The organism is Moraxella caprae DSM 19149, assembly GCF_000426885.1.
GTDB classification, from domain to species: domain Bacteria; phylum Pseudomonadota; class Gammaproteobacteria; order Pseudomonadales; family Moraxellaceae; genus Moraxella; species Moraxella caprae.
In genome coordinates, this window is record NZ_AUGF01000001.1 from 1 (window position 1) to 16978 (window position 16978).

The following is a 16978-nucleotide window of genomic DNA, read 5'->3' on the forward strand; positions in this document are numbered from 1 at the left end:
CCTGACCAGCAAGTGTTTGATTAAGCTCTGCACAAATCCTACGATACCCATACCTGCCTTTGTGGGTGTGGTAGATGTGCTTGATTTGTTCTTTTTGATGCCCGCCGACATAAATCCCCCCAAAATTTTGAGATAATTCAGGGGGATTTTTATTGCCGATGGTGCAATACAGTTTCAGATTTTAAAAATCATGTTGTCTTCATACGTTGAACTTTTATTGACGTACGATGTAAAAGACAACTTCTCAAAGCCACCCAACCGCTCCCACATCACAGGCTCGTATTCCTTGACATAATCCAAATACGACAAAAACTCGCTTTTGGTACTGCTAAAAAACAAATACGGCGGTCGCACCCACTTCATCAGCTTTAAAAACTGTATCATGCCAAAATACTCACCCAAACCATAGGCTTCTTGCTTGGTGCGTAGGTAGGGTGGGTCTAGGATAAACAGTGTTTTATCTTGATGATAAAACTTAGGCATCAAGATTTCAAAGCTCTCCGACACAATTTCCAAGCCGTCCAAATAGCCGTCCGCAGTCGGATAATCGCTTCTGCGAATGGTGTTATAAAACTCGTGCTTGGGCAACTCGTCAATATGGCTAATTTGGTTGCCACTAAACAATAACCAAGTAGAAACGCTATGGCAGTCCACAAAGCCGTCAAAGTTTTGGATAATTTCCAGCAACTTTTGCTTGGTAGGTTCGTCAATGCGTTTGGCTCGTGGCAACGGCTCTAAAATGGCATAAAGCTGTTGTCGTAAGCGGTTGGTGTCACAGAGATGATAAAGTCTTTGGCTAAAATTATCAAAGTCATTATAGATAACCCTTGCCTTTGGTTTTAGGTATTTGGCGTTGTGGGCAAGCAGTCCACTACCACCGAATACATCTATAATCGTCCACCCTTGACCGTCATCAGGCACGATGCGGTCAAGGGTGTTACGAAAGACTTGAATAATTTGCCGTTTTTGCCCGATAAAGGGCAAGGGGGCGGTGCTGTGGGGTTTATTGTGTTGATTGGATTTCGCCACAAGTTTCTCCATTTTTGGGAGTCTCGTGGACTTCTGGCAGGACGCTGATGGCGTTCAAGGGATTTTGGCTTAAAATAGCTTGATAATTGTTGATTGCCTTACATCTTGGACATTTGACCTGCAAACGGTCAAAGTTTGCGATTTTAAGTAACTTTTTGTGGCAAGATTGACAAGCGATAAAGTTCATAAATAACCTATTTAAATTTTGCAATGGCATTGCATTTTTGATAGAATAATCAGCGTTGTGTACACAACGGCTGGGCTTTGCTTTTGACAGCTTGCTTGTCAGAAGGTCGGTGTATTGTTCCACCAATGCACCGTCCCCAGTTTTCTTTTTCAAGTTTTGAAAGTCGCCTATTCTACTTGCCATTTTTCAAATGGTCTTTTAACCCATTTTAAAGATTAAGATTAGCCCACCGCCACTTCTATACTGTGCCGTTGCCAGCTTGTCAGTCCGTCTTTAACCGCCCAAAGTTCCACTTTTATCATCACTGCATTGTCCAAATTTACCACCAATTTTGTCTCATCATTACTTGGATTATCAGCAACAATATCCAATGAAAAGCCTGTGATACCGCTCTTTTGCACCACCCTTTGATATGAGCCATTGGCAGATGTTTTCTTTGAGATAATTAGACTGACCGTTGCCCCTGTTTCTACACTCTGGTGAGGGGCGTTTTGGTCTAAAATGGCGGTGTTTTGGCTGATTTTGTTGCGTCCTACCCACGAGATTTTGTTTAGAGCTTGGATTTGATTAGGGTAAGACAGCCCATTGATTTGCACATTGGCAGGGGCAAAGGGGCGAGCGTGGCGGTTGTCAATCAAAAGCGAATTTGCAGTCGCTTTTGATAAATCCAGCGTGCCTTGTGAAGTTTGCGACAGTAGTTTAACTGTCAGCGTTTGCCCTACCTTGATCGCCTTTTCTGCCACCAACGCCACATCGTCATAAAACCAAATCGCTGAATTTTCATCGTGGGCGGTTGGCACGGTGTCCATACAGCCCCGTTTAACGCTGATTTGGCGGTTGTCAAAATTAATGGCTTGGATTTGTACGATTTCATCATTCAACAAGGCACATTGTCCAATACTCATCACGCCAATAGTATCAAGGGTTAGCGTGGTAATTTGACTGGTCTGATGAACCGCATTTTGCACCATACCACGACTGACAAATTGCCCTTGCCCTACGTACTGCTCGCTTGGCTCGCCTGTGGTTTTTGCCCACATCTCAAAGCCTTGTTGCAAAGAATTGGGGCGTTCTGCCAGCACAAGGGCATAGCCATCCGAATTTAGGGCGAGCTGTTCAGGGCTAAATACGTCCAATAAATGCGGATAAGGCAACTGCCAAAGCCGTGCATTGACAATCGGTTCTGGGCTAAGGCTTGGCTGTATCCATAGGCTTGGCTGAACTTGGCTATAAGTGGTGCGTGGCAAACCAAACACATCTTGGACGGCGGTTACCGTGATTTCGCCATTGGTCAGCGTGCCGTGTTCTACACGCACCGCACGCATCATCATACTGTCAATGCCCCTTTGGGGGATTTTGAGTACAAAAGCACTGGTTGGTTGCAGGGCATAGGCTCGTCTGTCCAGCACGATTTTAAACTTTTTAAGGTGCGATTGGATAATTTTCATATCACGACTGGCGACACGCCCTGCCAAATCGCTCGTTGGTAGTCCGACATAGGTTTTGTTTTGTAAAATTATGCCGTCCCTTTGAATGCTGGCAAGATTCTCGGTGCGAACGGTGCGAGTTTCGTTAGAAACAGGGTCTGTATAGCTGACGACCAGCTGATTGGTAACCAGCTCATTGGACGAGTTGTTGTCTTCTTCTATGCGGAGCATACCTGTGCCATAGTCAAAACTGGGCAAGGTTTCAGGCTTGTCGCTTTCACGAATGAGTACGAGTTTCCAAAGCCCTGTGGTGCGGTCAATCATTAACGCACCGCCAATGTGGTCAAGGATTTGCTGGATAAATTGTTTTAAGGTGTCTTGTCTTTTCCACGCAATGCACATTCCAAATTTCTCATCGTACAAAATATCAGCACACTCTTTAAAACTATCCAAGTCAAGCTGTCCAATATCCGTACCACGCCCCCAATCTTCATTGGTTTGGGCTTCAAAAATGATGTGGGCAGGGTTCATGGCTTTGATTGGGTTGCCATTACCGTCATCAAGCCAAATTGTTGCTTTTTCATTATACCATTCGCAAGTCGTACGGCGAACACGAAACGCCCACGCCTTTGGATAGGGCGAACCTGAACATACCATACCATCAAAAAAGAATGTTACCACCCCACGATAGGCAGGGACTGGACTGTCATACATTTGTTGCAACTGGGGGAGTGGTCGTTGGTCGCTCGCCCCTTTCATGATGATGAGCGTGCCATCAATGCCCCCTTCTTTATCATCACCACCAAACAAATCGGGCTTGTGAATGCGAATGTGACTTTGGTTGGCACTGTCGCTAACCCCTTGCCATGCCACACGATCGCCAATTTTTATCTGTGTAATTTCGTCCATCAATAGACAAAGCCCCATGTGAAGCGACATCAAGTAGCGATGTCCCACCGTTTGGCGTTTTGAGCCGAACAGCCCTTTTTGTTTTTTGACAATGGGACTTGTGCGATAATTACCTGCCCCAATCACGCACCAGTCGGTCAGCCACACATCACCAAATACCACCATGCGTGGCGTGCCGTCATCAATCGTTGGAAATTTAATGTCATCAAAAGCAGACGGCTTGGCTTGTGGTGGTTTGGGTTGTAAAAGATAGCTGATGACCAGCGATGCGACAAATAAAGCAACTTGTACCCACATATTTTATCTCCTAAAAAATTGGTGTGCCGTCAAAAGGCGATTTTTGGGGCATGTGTGGACTACCGCCATAATTATCAGTATTATTAAATTTGCTCTGGCAAGCGGTAAAGGTGCGGTTGCACCCTGCAAAAACCTTGATATTTTGCCCCACCACCAAGCCTTGTACACCGCCAAACAGTTGCAAGCGGTTGCCAAGTTGCCGTTCAATGCCACGCTGTTCAATGCCGTACTCGGACGACCATTCTACATAACCGCCTGTAAAATAATCGTCCGATGATTTATCGCTTGGCAAAACCACATCTACAAATGAGCCGTCCACCGCCACAACAGTCATCTCGCTCATAAATGCCCGTCTGTCTAGGTTGCACCCCTTGCCGTAGAGCTGATGAGAGCATAGCTTACTCCAAGTTTTTCTAAGCCCTGTGCGTTCCAATGACACAGACAAATTTTGGCATTGCACTTGGGCGGTAAAGTCACCCACAAATTTCACACCCACCACAAAGCCTTTCCAAACTGCCAAATACGCCCCTTGTTCGGTGCTTGTAAGTTCTGGATAATGCAAATCAAAAATCGTCAAATTGACCGCCTGAGCAGGGGCAAAATGGCGGTACATCAAAGCCAAATCCGAACTGGCAGGAACGGTTAAAGTCAATAAATCCGCCCCACTGTCCTGCGTTTGCCTAATACCATCATCTTTAATTCCACCCAAAAGCGACACAAAAGTTATGCTATTAAACCGCACATCACGGTCAGCTGAAGTATAGCCCCACCGCAATGCTCCCCGTTGGAATTGGTATAGACGTATCGGCTGGGCGTTTTGTAGCGAAGTTTCAAAATTATAAAAGCTCATTTTCTTACGCTCTTTATTCAACAATGCCTCTAAAAGTAATCTCTGCCGTTGATAGCCCTTGTATGTCATTGTGATGCACGATATTGACGGTGTCGCTGTTAAGACGGCAAAGGCTCATAAAGCTAATGCGTTTGACAAGGTGTGGACTAATGCTGTTCAAAAACGGCTCATCAAGCGTTAATCGCTCTACCGTGCCAAGTTCTTCTGATAAGACAATTTTGCGATAAAATCGTTCGCCATTATGTAATTCAATCTGCACAAATTGCCGTCCGTTTTGCCCTTGCCCAAACTTGGTATAGCCACAATTTGCGACTTCTAGGCGAGTGCCTGATATGGCTTTGATAAGCTGTAAATCATCGCTAAAAGTCGGCAACCACACCGCTTTTTGTCGTCCATTAAGTAAATTCAGCCACGCATAAAAAGTAGCGTGCTGTTCACTCCCCACCAAAAACCAACGGTACTGGAATAATGAAAAACTGGCGTTGGCACTGTCCACAAACAAAGGACGACCTGACAAATTGTCCAGTTGTTGTTGCAAGCGTTCGTAAGAATGGGTTAAATTGTCCACTTCGTTGGGGGCAATGGATAGGACTGGATAACCCCTAAATGTGTCAGGCTTGACAGGGTCTGGCAGGTTCACACCGTCCACCGCTTGTAGGCTGACCGCCGTTCGCATTACTTGACTGCTGTGTTTAGTCAATCTTGGCAAGCCATTTAATTGGGCAGACAGAGCAGGGAAAATCTGCGTGCCACGCTCCCAAGCGTGTTGCAATGGGCGTTTTAAAATGATTTGATCGTCATTGACCGCCCCCACTTCGCCCACTTCATAAGAAAATGCGTCTTTGATAAGCATAATGTATTGAAAATTGCCATAAGGAATTTGGGTGGTATCGCAAAGAATGATACGGCTTTGACTGTTAATTTTTGTCGTCAAATAGGCTTGATAAAACCACACAGGCACAACAAAATTTTTACTCGCCCAAGCGGTCATTGCTAAGTCAAACAGCGTGCGTTCTTGACCGTGTAAAAGCAAATTCACATCAAGCGTTTGGCGTGGGGCAAGGCGTAAACTACGGCGTTGCTCAAATCCTGTTTGGGATTGCAAAATATCGGTGTGCCACGCTAGGCTCTCATTCACGCCCTTATCCCAGTCAATGAGCCACGCAAAGCCGATGACCCTTTGACCGCTCAGTTTGCTTGCGACTTGATAGGCGTTTTGGCTTACCTTGCCGACAAATCGCCACGCCAAATCCAAATTAAGCTGTGCGTCCCCGTCTGGTAAAATATGCAGTTGCCACGACCGCTCTTCCAATGCCTGAAAAACTAAGGGTGGCAGGTCGTGGTTGTCAAAATACACACCTGCCGTCAAGCCATCAATGCGTTTTAAGTCAAGGGGTTCAAAATACGCATTCCACAGGGCAAAATTGATGACCTGCTTGCTTGCCACCACACCCAAATCGGCTTGCAAATTGTCAATATGAATGCGATGATAAAAATCGTCCACAAAGCTGTGAGCCACGACAAAATCAAGTGGTTTTGGGTGCGTGCTGACAGGAATGTTTGATGTGAGTGGGTGGGCGATGATGTCGCTGACTCGGGTGTTTCGGGCGGTGCTGACTGGATACCACACCCCGTCCACCGCCAAATCAAAGTCGCTCGTCAAATACTCGTTAATGGCGTGATTGGGCGACAGCGTTACCACATAGTCAATGTTTGCCATTACGCACCTTCATAACGAATTGCCCAGCCGAACGTACCAGTATGGTCAAATGCCCTGCCTGAGCCGTCCGTGCCGTCTCGCACGCTGATGTCTTTGCGATAGAAAGGAAAAACCATCCAACGCTCATGCCCTAATGTGATGATTTGTTCAGGTTCGTGGTTGTCAATGCGTAAAAAACGAGCGTTGGCAAATTGACAAATCAGACTCATTTTGTTTTCGGGGCGTTCAAGATAAACGTTATACGGCAATAGCGGACTATCTGCAAAATGAGCGGTGGGTAAGCGGTCAATGAGTGGCTCAAAACTAGCATAAGCACGGCTAGTGCCTGACGACCACAACACTCCGCCAATGCCATGACAAATGGTAGCATTTGACCAGTCATCACTCCAATTTCTTCTATTCCAAAAGGGGGCAAAAGCTGACGAGCTGTGCGTGCCACTACTGCCACCATATGTTTTGCCAATATAAACCGTTTCTGGCAGTCTAGACGAACTGGCTCGGTAATAGCACGCATTGGCAGACAGCCATAGCCCATTGCCCTGTGTGCCTTTGATGAATGATGATTTACCAAAGGTGAGATGGTAAAATCTATCTACATCAAACTTCATGACCAAATAGACTTCATCAACAAAGATAAATAAATGATAATTGGCAGGAAAAAAGCGTGGTGGGACGTTATAGCCTATCCCTGTTTGCCCCAGTCGTACACGGCTAGACGGATTGACAAGCTCCGTGCCGATTTTGCTTGTGCCACCTGTGAGCGTGATGCCCTGATGTTGCCCCCAAAAACTACTTTCTACTTGCTCTTTAACCGAGATTTTTACAAACAAGTTGTCTTTGCTTAAAATCTCATCTCGCCAAGTCCAGCCATGAGCTTGACATTTTTCTACAAGTACATCAGTAAGATTTTGAAAGCTGGTGCAAAGCCCTGAATAATATGCCATATTTACCCCCTTATTTATCCATTTTTAACGCAATATAATCATTAAAGCCCGTCCGCCCTACATCTTGCAACACCACCCATTCATCACCGCAGGTATTTTCAGTTACATTGTCAAAACCACTGACAAATCGCACGCCGTCCAGCTCGCCATAAATACCATCTTTATCGGTCAAAATAATCGGCATGAGTGGATAAATGCCATTGGCGTCCCTAATTTGCCGACTGCTCGCCAATGCTGATGAATTGTAGGGGTAGCACTCAGGCTGTGTATACACGCCTGTATTAAACCGCATGGCAAAATTTCGGCGGTCGCCTTTTGCGATGTGTCTGAAAAACGAGTGGTGGGCGTGCCATTAAGCATTCCTGCACACACGACTGGGTACGGATATTGCGATGGGCGAGCATAGGGCAAAAATTTGCCAATATAAAAATGCTCATACACAGGCGTGCCAACTTTCATACAGCATGCTATGCGTTGGGGATTGACGGTGAGCCAATAATCAATGCGTTGGTTGTGAGCAGGGACACCGCTAATCTTAGCGGACGGTTGATTGTCAAAGGGATTGGACGGCACATAGCCTGTAAAAGTCGCCACCGCCAAATTATAATAATCGGCTTGTGGGTTTTGATAAGTACGCACACCAACAAAAATTTCTTCTTTTTGACTATACCCACGCCCCTTTAAAATAATTTCGTGATTGTCGGTACTGATGTCTTCTCGCAATAACTGCCAATCGCCTGACCGTAAAGCTAAGTCTTTGATTTTTTGGAGCATTTGATAGTGGGCAGGTTTACCGTCTTGGGCGGTTACAAAACCGATGTCGTGTGGCATTTTGATTGACCTATTTTTAATCATAAAAAAACTTAGGCTATCATAACCTAAGTTTTTTAAACCGTCTTTTAACCCATTTTAAAGCTATTTTATAGTCCGTTTACAACCGCAGGGCGGTTTTAAACTTTTCAGGGTCACGGCTCATCATCACGACTAAGTTTTCTTGCCCTTGACTAGAATTAAGCGTGTCTAAAATCCGACTGGGGTCGTCCACAAGGTAAAAGTTTTGGTTGGCGTTGAAACTGGTGGATTGGGCAATTTTTTCGCTGGGGCTAGACAGCTTTGGTGCTTGGATGTTTGGAGCAAAGATTTGTGGCATACTTGCCCCCACCAATCCCCCACTTGAATAGCCCTGCAAGCCTTTAATGGCGTTCATTCCATAGTGGTTAAATTGTGCCAAAAATTCTTTTGCCCCTACTTGGTTGGTCATCTCTTTTCGGATAACAAATTCATCTCTATGAACAATACCTGCTGGCTCGTATTTTCCGCCTTTGCCTGTGTAGCCACCTGTTGCATAGCCTTTACCGCCAAAAGCCGAGCCAAGCACGCCAGCCACCATTCCACCCCAGCCACCACCACCTGCCTTACCTGCGGTTGAAATGGCATTAAAAATCATCTGTTTTAAAATCATTTGGGCGATTTCTCTAAAAAAGCTGGACGCAAATTCACGGAAAGCCTGTTCAGCCGACTTTGTGCCGTCCGCAAAAGCAAAAAATGCGTCTGTTAGCCCGTTGGTAATGCGGTCATTTAATTGCTCGGCGGTTGGTAAAAACTGTTGAAAACTGCTTTGAGCTTGGTTTAAGCCATCAATAAATAGCCCTAATTTTTCCACCGAAAAGGCATCGCCTAGACTTTGGGCGAGTAGTTGGGCATAAGTCGCCATTGTTTGTAATTGGGGGTTGATTTCTGTATCAATCGCCTGTTTTTGGGTGTGAAATTCGTGGGCGGTCATGTTGGTGTTGTCATAGCGTTGTTGTAGAATATCAAGCTGTTGCTGTTTGCTTGCTTGCAGTTTGTCAAGCTCCGTCATGGCATTGTCGTATTCTGCCTTTAATTTTTCCTTATCAATAATCAAGCGGATTTTATGTTCAGCATCGGTCAACTCGGAGAGTTGCATAGGGTCAATGGCAAGCTCTTTTAAGGCGTTGATGTCGGCAAGCAAGTCATCGTATTTATGCTCTATGTCATGCATGGTTTTTTCATGCTCACTGACTGTCGCCCCCAAAAAGTCTTGTTCAAGCTGTTTAACCGCTCCCAATGCTCGCCCCAAAATCTCTGGGCGACGGGTCAGCTTATCTTGATACTCTTGCTCCGCCTTTTGCAAAAGCTCGGTTTCTTGGGCTGGCTCAAACCCTGCCGACTTAATGTCTGCCACCTGCTTTTCATAATCAGTTTTGAGTTTAATGGGTTCACTGGCATAGTAATATTCTAGCTCGGCTCGCTTTTCGGCTTGCTGGCGTGCAAGCTCGGCTTGCTTTTCGGCTTCTTCTTTGGCTTTTCGCTCTTGCTCTTTGATGATGTCGTTTTGGGCTTGGATATAAGCAAGATTTTGGCGTGCATCATGCTCACGGTCTAATGCTTCATCACCCCCAAACCATGCCGACCACTTTGCGATTTTTGGGACATATTCACGCACTTCTTTGTTGCGAGCTTTACTACCCTTAACCTTACCTGTGCGAGCAAACTGAGACGCACCGCCACGCCCTGCATTATAGGAACGAATGGCATCTTCCCAGTTACCGAACTGTTCATAAGATTTTGCCAAAAACTCAATGGCTTTTGCTCCTGATTTTTTCAAATCAAAACTGTCTTCTTTTGACATTTTCATGTCTGTGCGATAAGAACTGGTTGTCTGAAAGTAGCCCAATGCCCCCGTTGGGCTTTTAGCATACTGCAACCCCTTTGACTCTTGCATCATTAAACCTGCCAAAAGCTCTGCTGGCACACCATGTTTTCTTGCCAAGTCTGCCAAGCCAGAGTTGCCATAAATAAGCCCCTGCACACGCTTTAATGCAATAATCTCATCTTTTGTATAGTTGTATTTTTTCTCATTTTTAACTTTTGATGTACCGCTTGATGATGAGCCACTTGACCCACCCATGACTTTCTTTTGCATGGACGGGTCTTGGTGTAATAGCTTCATCACCAAACCATCTTCAAACATGACTTCGCTAACCCAGCCACCTTTTTTATCATACCATTTTTTAACATCTTTGACAGGGACGGTGGTGGTTACTTCCGTGCCCTTCGCAATGGCAAAATCAAGCCCTTTATGAAATTTGGACGCACCTTCCACATTAATATTGCGATGACCATAGCCTGATGTCATGCGATAATCGGTCAGCTTTTTGCCCCCTGCCCGAAAGCGGTCAAGGTCGGACTGGGTAGGCTTTTTGCCGTCCGCACGGCGAATGTCCAAGTGAGTCGCCCCAATGCCTGTATCGCCCACAATGCCCACCACTCGAGGGGCGGTAGATTTTTTGGCACTTGTGGTGCTGGGTTCGTCTTTTTTGGTTAATTCGGCATGTTTGTTTTGGGCGGACAAATGTCTGTCAATCAAGGCAATGTCGTCTTTGGTTAGGTCCGACCCTTTGGCACTTCTTGCTTTGGCAATGGCACTCGCTCGTTCTGGCTCAAACCCGTGTTTTTGAATAAGAGCATTGGTCATTTCAAGCTCAAAAATATCTTTTTTGGTCTGCTCCATTAAATCCTTATACTGCTTGGACAATTCGCCAATCTTGGCGGTGGTTTTTTCGGCGGATCTGCCAACATTGTCAAGCCCACTAGACAGTCCGTTGGTGGCAGATGTAGCGGATAGGGTTTTGCCCTGATAAGCAGATAACACAGTGTTGGCGTTATCCAGTTCGGATTTGGCTTGCCCTGTGGCGTTAGCTTGTTTGTCAATTTTGTGCTTTAAGTCATCAGAGATAAAGCTAAGTTTGTTCATCTCATTAGCAAATTGCTCTGCTGATAGTGTGCCATTGTTGTAGGCTTGGATAAGGGCATAGACTTGCTCTTTTTGTTCTTTGCTAATTTTCCAAAAGTCGTAAATGCTTTCGGTTGCCAAGATTTTTAAAGTATTAGATTGCTGTTTGTAGGCTTTTGTTAGCTCATTAATTTTATCCAGTTGCTCGGCGGTTTTGATGCGTTTTTGGGTTTCGGAGAGCTGATTGTATTCGTGTTTTAATTCCGCCACCGATTTTCTTTGACCATCAAGGCTTGTTGCGACATCGTCTGACGATTTTTTCATGAGCAGAAAGCCAGCGACAATGCTTGCCACCGCCACCCCAAGCCCAATCAAGCCACCGCTTGCCGTCAGCATTCGTGATGCCATTGTTAGGGCATTGAGCCGTGTGGCGGTCAGTGCTGACACATCTGCCATACGAGCCAGAGCCATTTGATAACGAATGGCTTCGGCTTGCCCTGCAATAAATGCCACCGTAGTCGCCACCATTGATGCTGTCATTCGCCCTGCAAATACGCTTGCCACCACAATCCCTGCCTTAACAAGTGCATCAAGGTGCTGACTGACAAATTGCAAGGCAGGTATTAAATTAACCGTCATGCGATTGCCCACGCCCTGCATTTCGTTGCTAAACTCGGATATGGCGGATTTGGCTTTGAGTGCGTCATTGACGGTGGCTTGGCTTAAAATCGCTCCTGCCCTTTGTGCCTGTTCGCCATACTTACGAAAGCCTTCGCCCCCTTCGTTTAAAAGCGGTAAAAGTGCCGATGCCTCATCAGCGATAGACTCCATATAAAAAATCATTTCGTTTTCGGAAACATTGGCTTCTCTTAAACTGTTTACATACAGCTGTAATGCATCCGCACCGCTTAGATGACGAAACTGCTCCGCCGTTACGCCCACCTGTGGGGCAATGGTTTCAAAAAAGTCTTGCAGTTCACCGCCCCCAGTCGTCAAAAAGTCGCCCACCTTGTCTCTGGTGTCCTTAAAAATATCGGACAATTTGTCCATTTCAATGCCGACTGTCTTTGCACCCACCGCAAAATATTGAAACTGCTCCACATTCATTCCAGAGATGTTTGACAAGTTTTTAAGCTGTGCTGATTTTTCAAGGGCGTTCATACTGGCAGTCAAAAGTCCCCCCGATAGCCCAATCAAGCTCATAAAATGGGGCGTGAGTGAACGCAAGGACTGCTCCATTCGCTCATTGATATTGACCGTATTTTGCGTAGCCCTTGTGGTGTCGTTCATTGCTTGCCCAAGCCTTTGGGTTTGGCGGATTTCATCGGTCAAATCAAGGCTATCGCTTGCTTGTGCTAGGGCTTGCGATTGTTGATTGATTGCGGTTGTGGTTTGGCTTGTCGCTTGGGCGGATTGGTTTTGGGCGGTGGTTGCCCTTTGCCCTGTTTGTGTGATGTTGCTTTGTAGGCTGTTTAATTGGTTGACCGCCCCTGCGACATCGGCACGAATGCGTAACGCCAGTTCTAGGTTATTGTTTGCCATAGTTTTCTCCGACAAAAATAGGGCTAAAAAGCCCCATTTCTTAACTTCAATTTCTCAAATCTTTTAAATACTGCGTGGTTTGACTGCCACCATTAAAACCTAAATTAACCGCCTCAATGGTGTCGGCTTTTTGGGCGTGTTTATCTTTGATAATGGTGTGATAAAACAGCTCAATTTGTCTTTGGGTATAACCGCCAATCGCCCCAAAATGGTGTCCATTTGCCACAAGGGTCTGGATAATCACACCCCAGCCGATTGGCTTTTGGCTTGATTTTTTCGCACCGCCCTTACCACGCTTTTCATAAAAAAATGCTTATTGACCTGCCACCAGCTAAGGCATTAGGCTTTCCATTTCGGTTAGGGTCAAACTGTCCAAGAAGTCGGCAGGTTCATCAATGCTTGCCAATAATAAGCCTTTTAAATCAGCAAATTCATCTTCAAAAAATGCCAAAACATCGTCCACCAGTACATCGTCATTGGCAGTCATCAATGTGGTAAATTTGGCAATAAATGGGGCGTAAGTTTGGCGTAAGTTTAGCCACTCTACAAAGGCGTATTCTTTGATTTTGATGGTTTTATCCCCAATCAGCAGGGACTGGTTGGGAAATAAAATGTCAAGCTCTTGGGCAAGCTCATCATTTTGGCTTTGGGGTTGATTTTGGGCTTGTTCTTGGCGTTCTAATTGTGCCAATTCATCATCGGTTAGGGTTTTTGCCATTTTACTGCTCTTTTTTTGGGGTAAATGTCCCAAAATGGGACTTTTGATTAAATTTAAGTCAAAAGCGACAAATTGTCGGATTTGGGTTAGACTACCAAAAGCGAACTCAAATTCGCTTTTGGCTTTGGGTCATCAATCCAATAACTCAATCTTACCATAACCACCCAAATCAGGGTCTTGTTGATAGACACTATCAAGCAGACATTTGCCCTGCAAGGTAATTTCGCCCAAACTTTCGTCAATCAAGCCAAGATTGGCAAGTGGGGCAAACTCCACCTTGTACAAGTGTAATCGCTCACGGCTGTTATCCACCGTGTTGATACTGTCCATTAACAGATAGACAGGCTTTGGTTTGACGGTAAGCACGGATAAATTTTTGCTACCACCATAGGTGTAATTGGCTTTTAGCGGTTGGGTAAACGATGCCAAATCCAAGATTTCAATCACACCGCCCTTGTCCGAACGAATGCGGTAATGGGTGTTTTCGCTTAGGGTTTTACCGCCATTGTCGCTGATGACAAGGCTTGAAATTGCACCGTGTTCTAGCAAAATCACTCGCCCAGCTTCGGTCTGTGGAAACACTTCGTCCGTAACAGAGCCACCTGCTATTGTCTTTGTTTTGCCGTGTAGCCCAAGTGCCAAATTTTCGGCATCGGCATAGCGGATATTCATCTCAATGGAGATTTCAAGCCCTGTTCGTACCACCACCGAAGTGGCTCGCTGACCTGTGTAGTTGTCTTTACGCACTTCTTGCTCTTCATTGATAGATAGCGATACCGTGCCAGTATCACCAATCCAGCGAGCATCGCCACGCTTGCCGTCTCCAAGTGTTTCGGCAAGGTAAATCGCTCCTTGTCGGCTAAAATCTTTACGAACGGTTGTCATTTAATAGCTCCTTTTCTTTGGTTTTGGGTTTGGTAGGTTCGGCTTTATCATCAGCTTTAAGCTCGGCAATGTCGTTTTTAATCAGCCAATCAGCCGTTGTCTGCGACACCGACAAAGTATCATTAGCTTGATAAGATTGCCCTGCGCGGGTGTGGTTTTTTAATAAAGTAACTTGAATTTCAGTTACGGTTTGATTGGTTTGGCTCATATTAAATCTCCCAGAGTTCAACGGCTGTTTTTATGCCGTATTGCCAAATGCCCTGTGTTTCGCTGATAAAACTTTCTGCCACAAAATACACTTGGGTTAGGCAGTCAGTAGGACGAAACTTTTTAAGGCTATTTCTAATATCATCAAGGCGTGCGGTGGTGCTTGTTGCTCCCCTAAGCGACCGAATGACAAGGGTTAATTGAATGTTAATCCGCCGTCTTTGGGGGCGGTCAAGCAGTGGAGCGTTGGGATAATTCCCACCAGACAACTCAGGCTCAGCAAATTCACTCCCAATATACTGCACCAAGATTTCCCCCAAAGGGTGTTTTAGGGCGTAACTGCTTGGACTGTCGGGCATTTCGCTGATTGCCAAATCTGTGATATGCTCACGCAATCGGCTAATGTAGTCATCAATGACGGTTTGGGTTTTTGACATTGATTTTCCTAAAAATATTTGCTAAAATTTCTACTTCTACACCGTATAGGTGGCTTAGAAATGTTGATATAATCGTCAATGATGGCTTGGGTTCTTCTACACCGTATAGGTGGTTTACTGTCCAAAGGGCATATGCAATACGCCCCTACGGGTTAAACCTACGCTTTGGTACTTTGACCAGCCACACTTGGTTTGGTTGGGGTTTTTGTGTGCTTTGAATACCGAGACTTAAATCTCCTTTTTGTAACTTTTCTAAGTCATCGTTGGCGGTCTTATAAGCCAATACCACCGCACTGGGCAAATCGCCCCCATCTGGACGGCGTAAATATAGGGCGTACCGCACCAAGTCCAACGCAATGCCTTTTAATAAATCTGATTTTTGGGTAAGCGGTAGAGCATACCGCCCCCTAAGATTGGCGTTAATTCGCTCGCCCACATCAGCAATCACTTCTTTGATAATGCCATCATTGATAACCTGTTTGCTTGGGTCATCTTGGGTCAAAGAAATTAAAGTATCAGCAGGAATGAGCTTTTTGATCTGTGCTACGGTGCAGTACATTTTATCCCCTTATTTTGCTAAGTTTAAGCGGTCAGCTCAATCAAAGCATCGGGCTGAGTGCAGATTGACAACGGATTGGACTGGGCTTCAATGTCATAGCCTTTTGCCCATATTGCGTGGCTCAATCTTGGCATACATTTCTTTGCCTAGCGTACCCACCGTTTCGTTATAGTTGGCAGGGGCGTACACGGTTTTAAACAGTCCGTCCACAATCGGCACAAGTCTTCCTATGCCTTCTTTGATATAGCGGATAAGTTTGCCATTTGTCCCCATGACTTCCACTTCGTATTCAATGAATTTAACTCCACCAAACTCAAAGCCGTCTCGCTTATCGCCACCAAGTTTATCGGACGCTTCTGCATAGTTGGCATAGGCTTTTTGCACATTGGGGTGGGCGGTTAATTTGTCAAACATATCGGCAGAGCAGTAGCATTTCCAATCTTTAACTATCGCACCGCCCAATTTCTTTTGAGCTTGGCGTTTGGCTTTGATGATGTTGCCCCGCACATCGGCATTGGGGTCATCAAGCCCAAGCGATTGGGTTAGTTGTTTAACGCCAAATTCTTTGTACAAGTCATAAATGACGGTTGTGCCGTCTGCATCGTAAATCACCCCATTAATCGCCCCAATGCGGTGATATTCTTGGGTGGCGATGATGTCATCTTTGAGCTCTTGTAGTTTATTGTTGATGACTTTGGATTGCTCATCACTTTCAGAGCTTTCGCCAAAGCCTGCTACGGTCAAATCATCAGGTGCAAGCTGAGTGGCTCTTGGCAAATGGGGAATTTCAAAGACACGGCGAACTCGCTTACCGTGTGTCTTTTTGGCAGGTTCGCCATTTCTTGAAGTATTTTCTACCAAGACCAATTTGCCATTTTGATTTTCTACCACGACAAATAAATGCTTGGTAGATTCCACTTTAAACAGTTTGCTATCGCCCAAAACGGTGGGCGGTGCTGGCAGGGTGTTGATTGCCTTTGTTAGTTCGGCAAGGGTAAATAGGTCTGATAAATTCATTGTCGTCATACGATTATCCTATGTTAAGTAAAAGTCAAAAATCAGTCGCCAATCGCCCCAGAACCTTCGCCTGTTACGACATTGGAACGGTCAATTTCGGGCAATGGTATGGTAGCAATTGGTAAAATCTCGCCTTGTGTCATGATGCCCATTGTGTTGAGCGTGGAGAGAGCTTGTTTTTTCTCGTCATCGGACACATCATTAGGGAAAATCAGATTTTCGGTGGCAACCACCGCCCCACGCACAATGGCAAGACTGGTTTTGACATCATCAGATGACTCTACCTTCTCCGCCAAAATACCTGCCACTCGTGTATAATCGGACGGTTCGGCAGTTAGGTAGTCTTGTCCGTCCACATAGTACAGCACCGTGCCAATCGCAAGGGCGGTGTCGGTTTTGACTTTGATAGTTTGGGTTGTCCAGCCCCGAGCGACTTCGGTCAAAAGCACATCAGATAGGTACATCGGTTCGTGATAAGTTGCCATCATTTTCT

Annotated in this window: 19 protein-coding genes; all 19 read right to left on the reverse strand. The window is 45.6% G+C overall.

Annotated features, from left to right (window positions below; all coding sequences use genetic code 11):
- Positions 1 to 178, reverse strand: a 178-nt coding sequence (locus tag K941_RS18055) for an IS3 family transposase (RefSeq protein ID WP_156892283.1), incomplete at its 3' end; no start/stop codon positions are given.
- Positions 175 to 1029 carry a DNA adenine methylase gene (locus tag K941_RS0100010; protein ID WP_228130334.1) on the reverse strand — a complete coding sequence of 285 codons (855 nt, stop codon included), beginning with the start codon at positions 1027 to 1029 and terminating at the stop codon, positions 175 to 177. The genes K941_RS18055 and K941_RS0100010, both read right to left, overlap by 4 nt.
- Complete coding sequence (locus K941_RS14115) at positions 1004 to 1369, reverse strand: Com family DNA-binding transcriptional regulator (protein WP_167539574.1); 366 nt, start codon at positions 1367 to 1369, stop codon at positions 1004 to 1006. Before K941_RS14115 ends, K941_RS0100010 begins: the two co-directional genes overlap by 26 nt.
- A gap of 68 nt (positions 1370 to 1437) precedes the next feature.
- Positions 1438 to 3849, reverse strand: a complete 2412-nt coding sequence (locus K941_RS14120) for a hypothetical protein (RefSeq protein ID WP_051225740.1) — start codon at positions 3847 to 3849, stop codon at positions 1438 to 1440.
- Between the two features lie 10 nt (positions 3850 to 3859).
- The gene (locus K941_RS0100030; RefSeq protein WP_029101982.1) at positions 3860 to 4699 is read right to left on the reverse strand and encodes a phage BR0599 family protein; all 840 of its coding nucleotides are present in this window, start codon (positions 4697 to 4699) and stop codon (positions 3860 to 3862) included.
- 13 nt (positions 4700 to 4712) lie between these two features.
- On the reverse strand, positions 4713 to 6419 hold the full coding sequence (locus tag K941_RS0100035; RefSeq protein ID WP_029101983.1) for a hypothetical protein: 1707 nt from the start codon (positions 6417 to 6419) through the stop codon (positions 4713 to 4715).
- Entirely contained in the window at positions 6419 to 7363 is a 945-nt protein-coding gene (locus K941_RS0100040; RefSeq protein WP_029101984.1) for a hypothetical protein, read from the reverse strand. The genes K941_RS0100035 and K941_RS0100040 overlap by 1 nt, the downstream gene beginning before the upstream one ends.
- Before the next feature lie 10 nt (positions 7364 to 7373).
- The gene (locus K941_RS17660; protein WP_228130335.1) at positions 7374 to 7547 is read right to left on the reverse strand and encodes a hypothetical protein; all 174 of its coding nucleotides are present in this window, start codon (positions 7545 to 7547) and stop codon (positions 7374 to 7376) included.
- The gene (locus K941_RS14130; RefSeq protein ID WP_228130336.1) at positions 7532 to 8194 is read right to left on the reverse strand and encodes a hypothetical protein; all 663 of its coding nucleotides are present in this window, start codon (positions 8192 to 8194) and stop codon (positions 7532 to 7534) included. The genes K941_RS17660 and K941_RS14130 overlap by 16 nt, the downstream gene beginning before the upstream one ends.
- A gap of 100 nt (positions 8195 to 8294) precedes the next feature.
- A complete protein-coding gene (locus K941_RS16240; protein ID WP_051225741.1) occupies positions 8295 to 12662 on the reverse strand; it encodes a transglycosylase SLT domain-containing protein in 4368 nt (1455 codons plus the stop codon).
- A gap of 46 nt (positions 12663 to 12708) precedes the next feature.
- Positions 12709 to 12906, reverse strand: a complete 198-nt coding sequence (locus K941_RS0100055; protein WP_051225742.1) for a hypothetical protein — start codon at positions 12904 to 12906, stop codon at positions 12709 to 12711.
- An 87-nt stretch (positions 12907 to 12993) separates the two neighbouring features.
- Positions 12994 to 13380 carry a hypothetical protein gene (locus tag K941_RS0100060; protein WP_029101986.1) on the reverse strand — a complete coding sequence of 129 codons (387 nt, stop codon included), beginning with the start codon at positions 13378 to 13380 and terminating at the stop codon, positions 12994 to 12996.
- Positions 13381 to 13512: 132 nt separating this feature from the next.
- On the reverse strand, positions 13513 to 14265 hold the full coding sequence (locus K941_RS0100065) for a phage tail tube protein (RefSeq protein WP_029101987.1): 753 nt from the start codon (positions 14263 to 14265) through the stop codon (positions 13513 to 13515).
- The gene (locus K941_RS0100070; protein ID WP_029101988.1) at positions 14249 to 14473 is read right to left on the reverse strand and encodes a DUF7210 family protein; all 225 of its coding nucleotides are present in this window, start codon (positions 14471 to 14473) and stop codon (positions 14249 to 14251) included. The genes K941_RS0100065 and K941_RS0100070 overlap by 17 nt, the downstream gene beginning before the upstream one ends.
- Before the next feature lies 1 nt (position 14474).
- Positions 14475 to 14909 (reverse strand): Gp37 family protein, encoded by a 435-nt coding sequence (locus K941_RS0100075; RefSeq protein WP_029101989.1) that lies wholly within the window; start codon positions 14907 to 14909, stop codon positions 14475 to 14477.
- Positions 14910 to 15054: 145 nt separating this feature from the next.
- Positions 15055 to 15468, reverse strand: a complete 414-nt coding sequence (locus K941_RS0100080; RefSeq protein ID WP_029101990.1) for a DUF1320 domain-containing protein — start codon at positions 15466 to 15468, stop codon at positions 15055 to 15057.
- Positions 15469 to 15491: 23 nt separating this feature from the next.
- Positions 15492 to 15602 (reverse strand): major capsid protein, encoded by a 111-nt coding sequence (locus tag K941_RS17925; protein WP_115341074.1) that lies wholly within the window; start codon positions 15600 to 15602, stop codon positions 15492 to 15494.
- Positions 15562 to 16494, reverse strand: coding sequence for a major capsid protein (locus K941_RS14140; RefSeq protein WP_051225743.1), 933 nt, complete (start codon positions 16492 to 16494; stop codon positions 15562 to 15564). Before K941_RS14140 ends, K941_RS17925 begins: the two co-directional genes overlap by 41 nt.
- Before the next feature lie 32 nt (positions 16495 to 16526).
- Positions 16527 to 16970 carry a head decoration protein gene (locus K941_RS0100090; protein WP_029101991.1) on the reverse strand — a complete coding sequence of 148 codons (444 nt, stop codon included), beginning with the start codon at positions 16968 to 16970 and terminating at the stop codon, positions 16527 to 16529.
- Positions 16971 to 16978 lie beyond the last annotated feature (8 nt).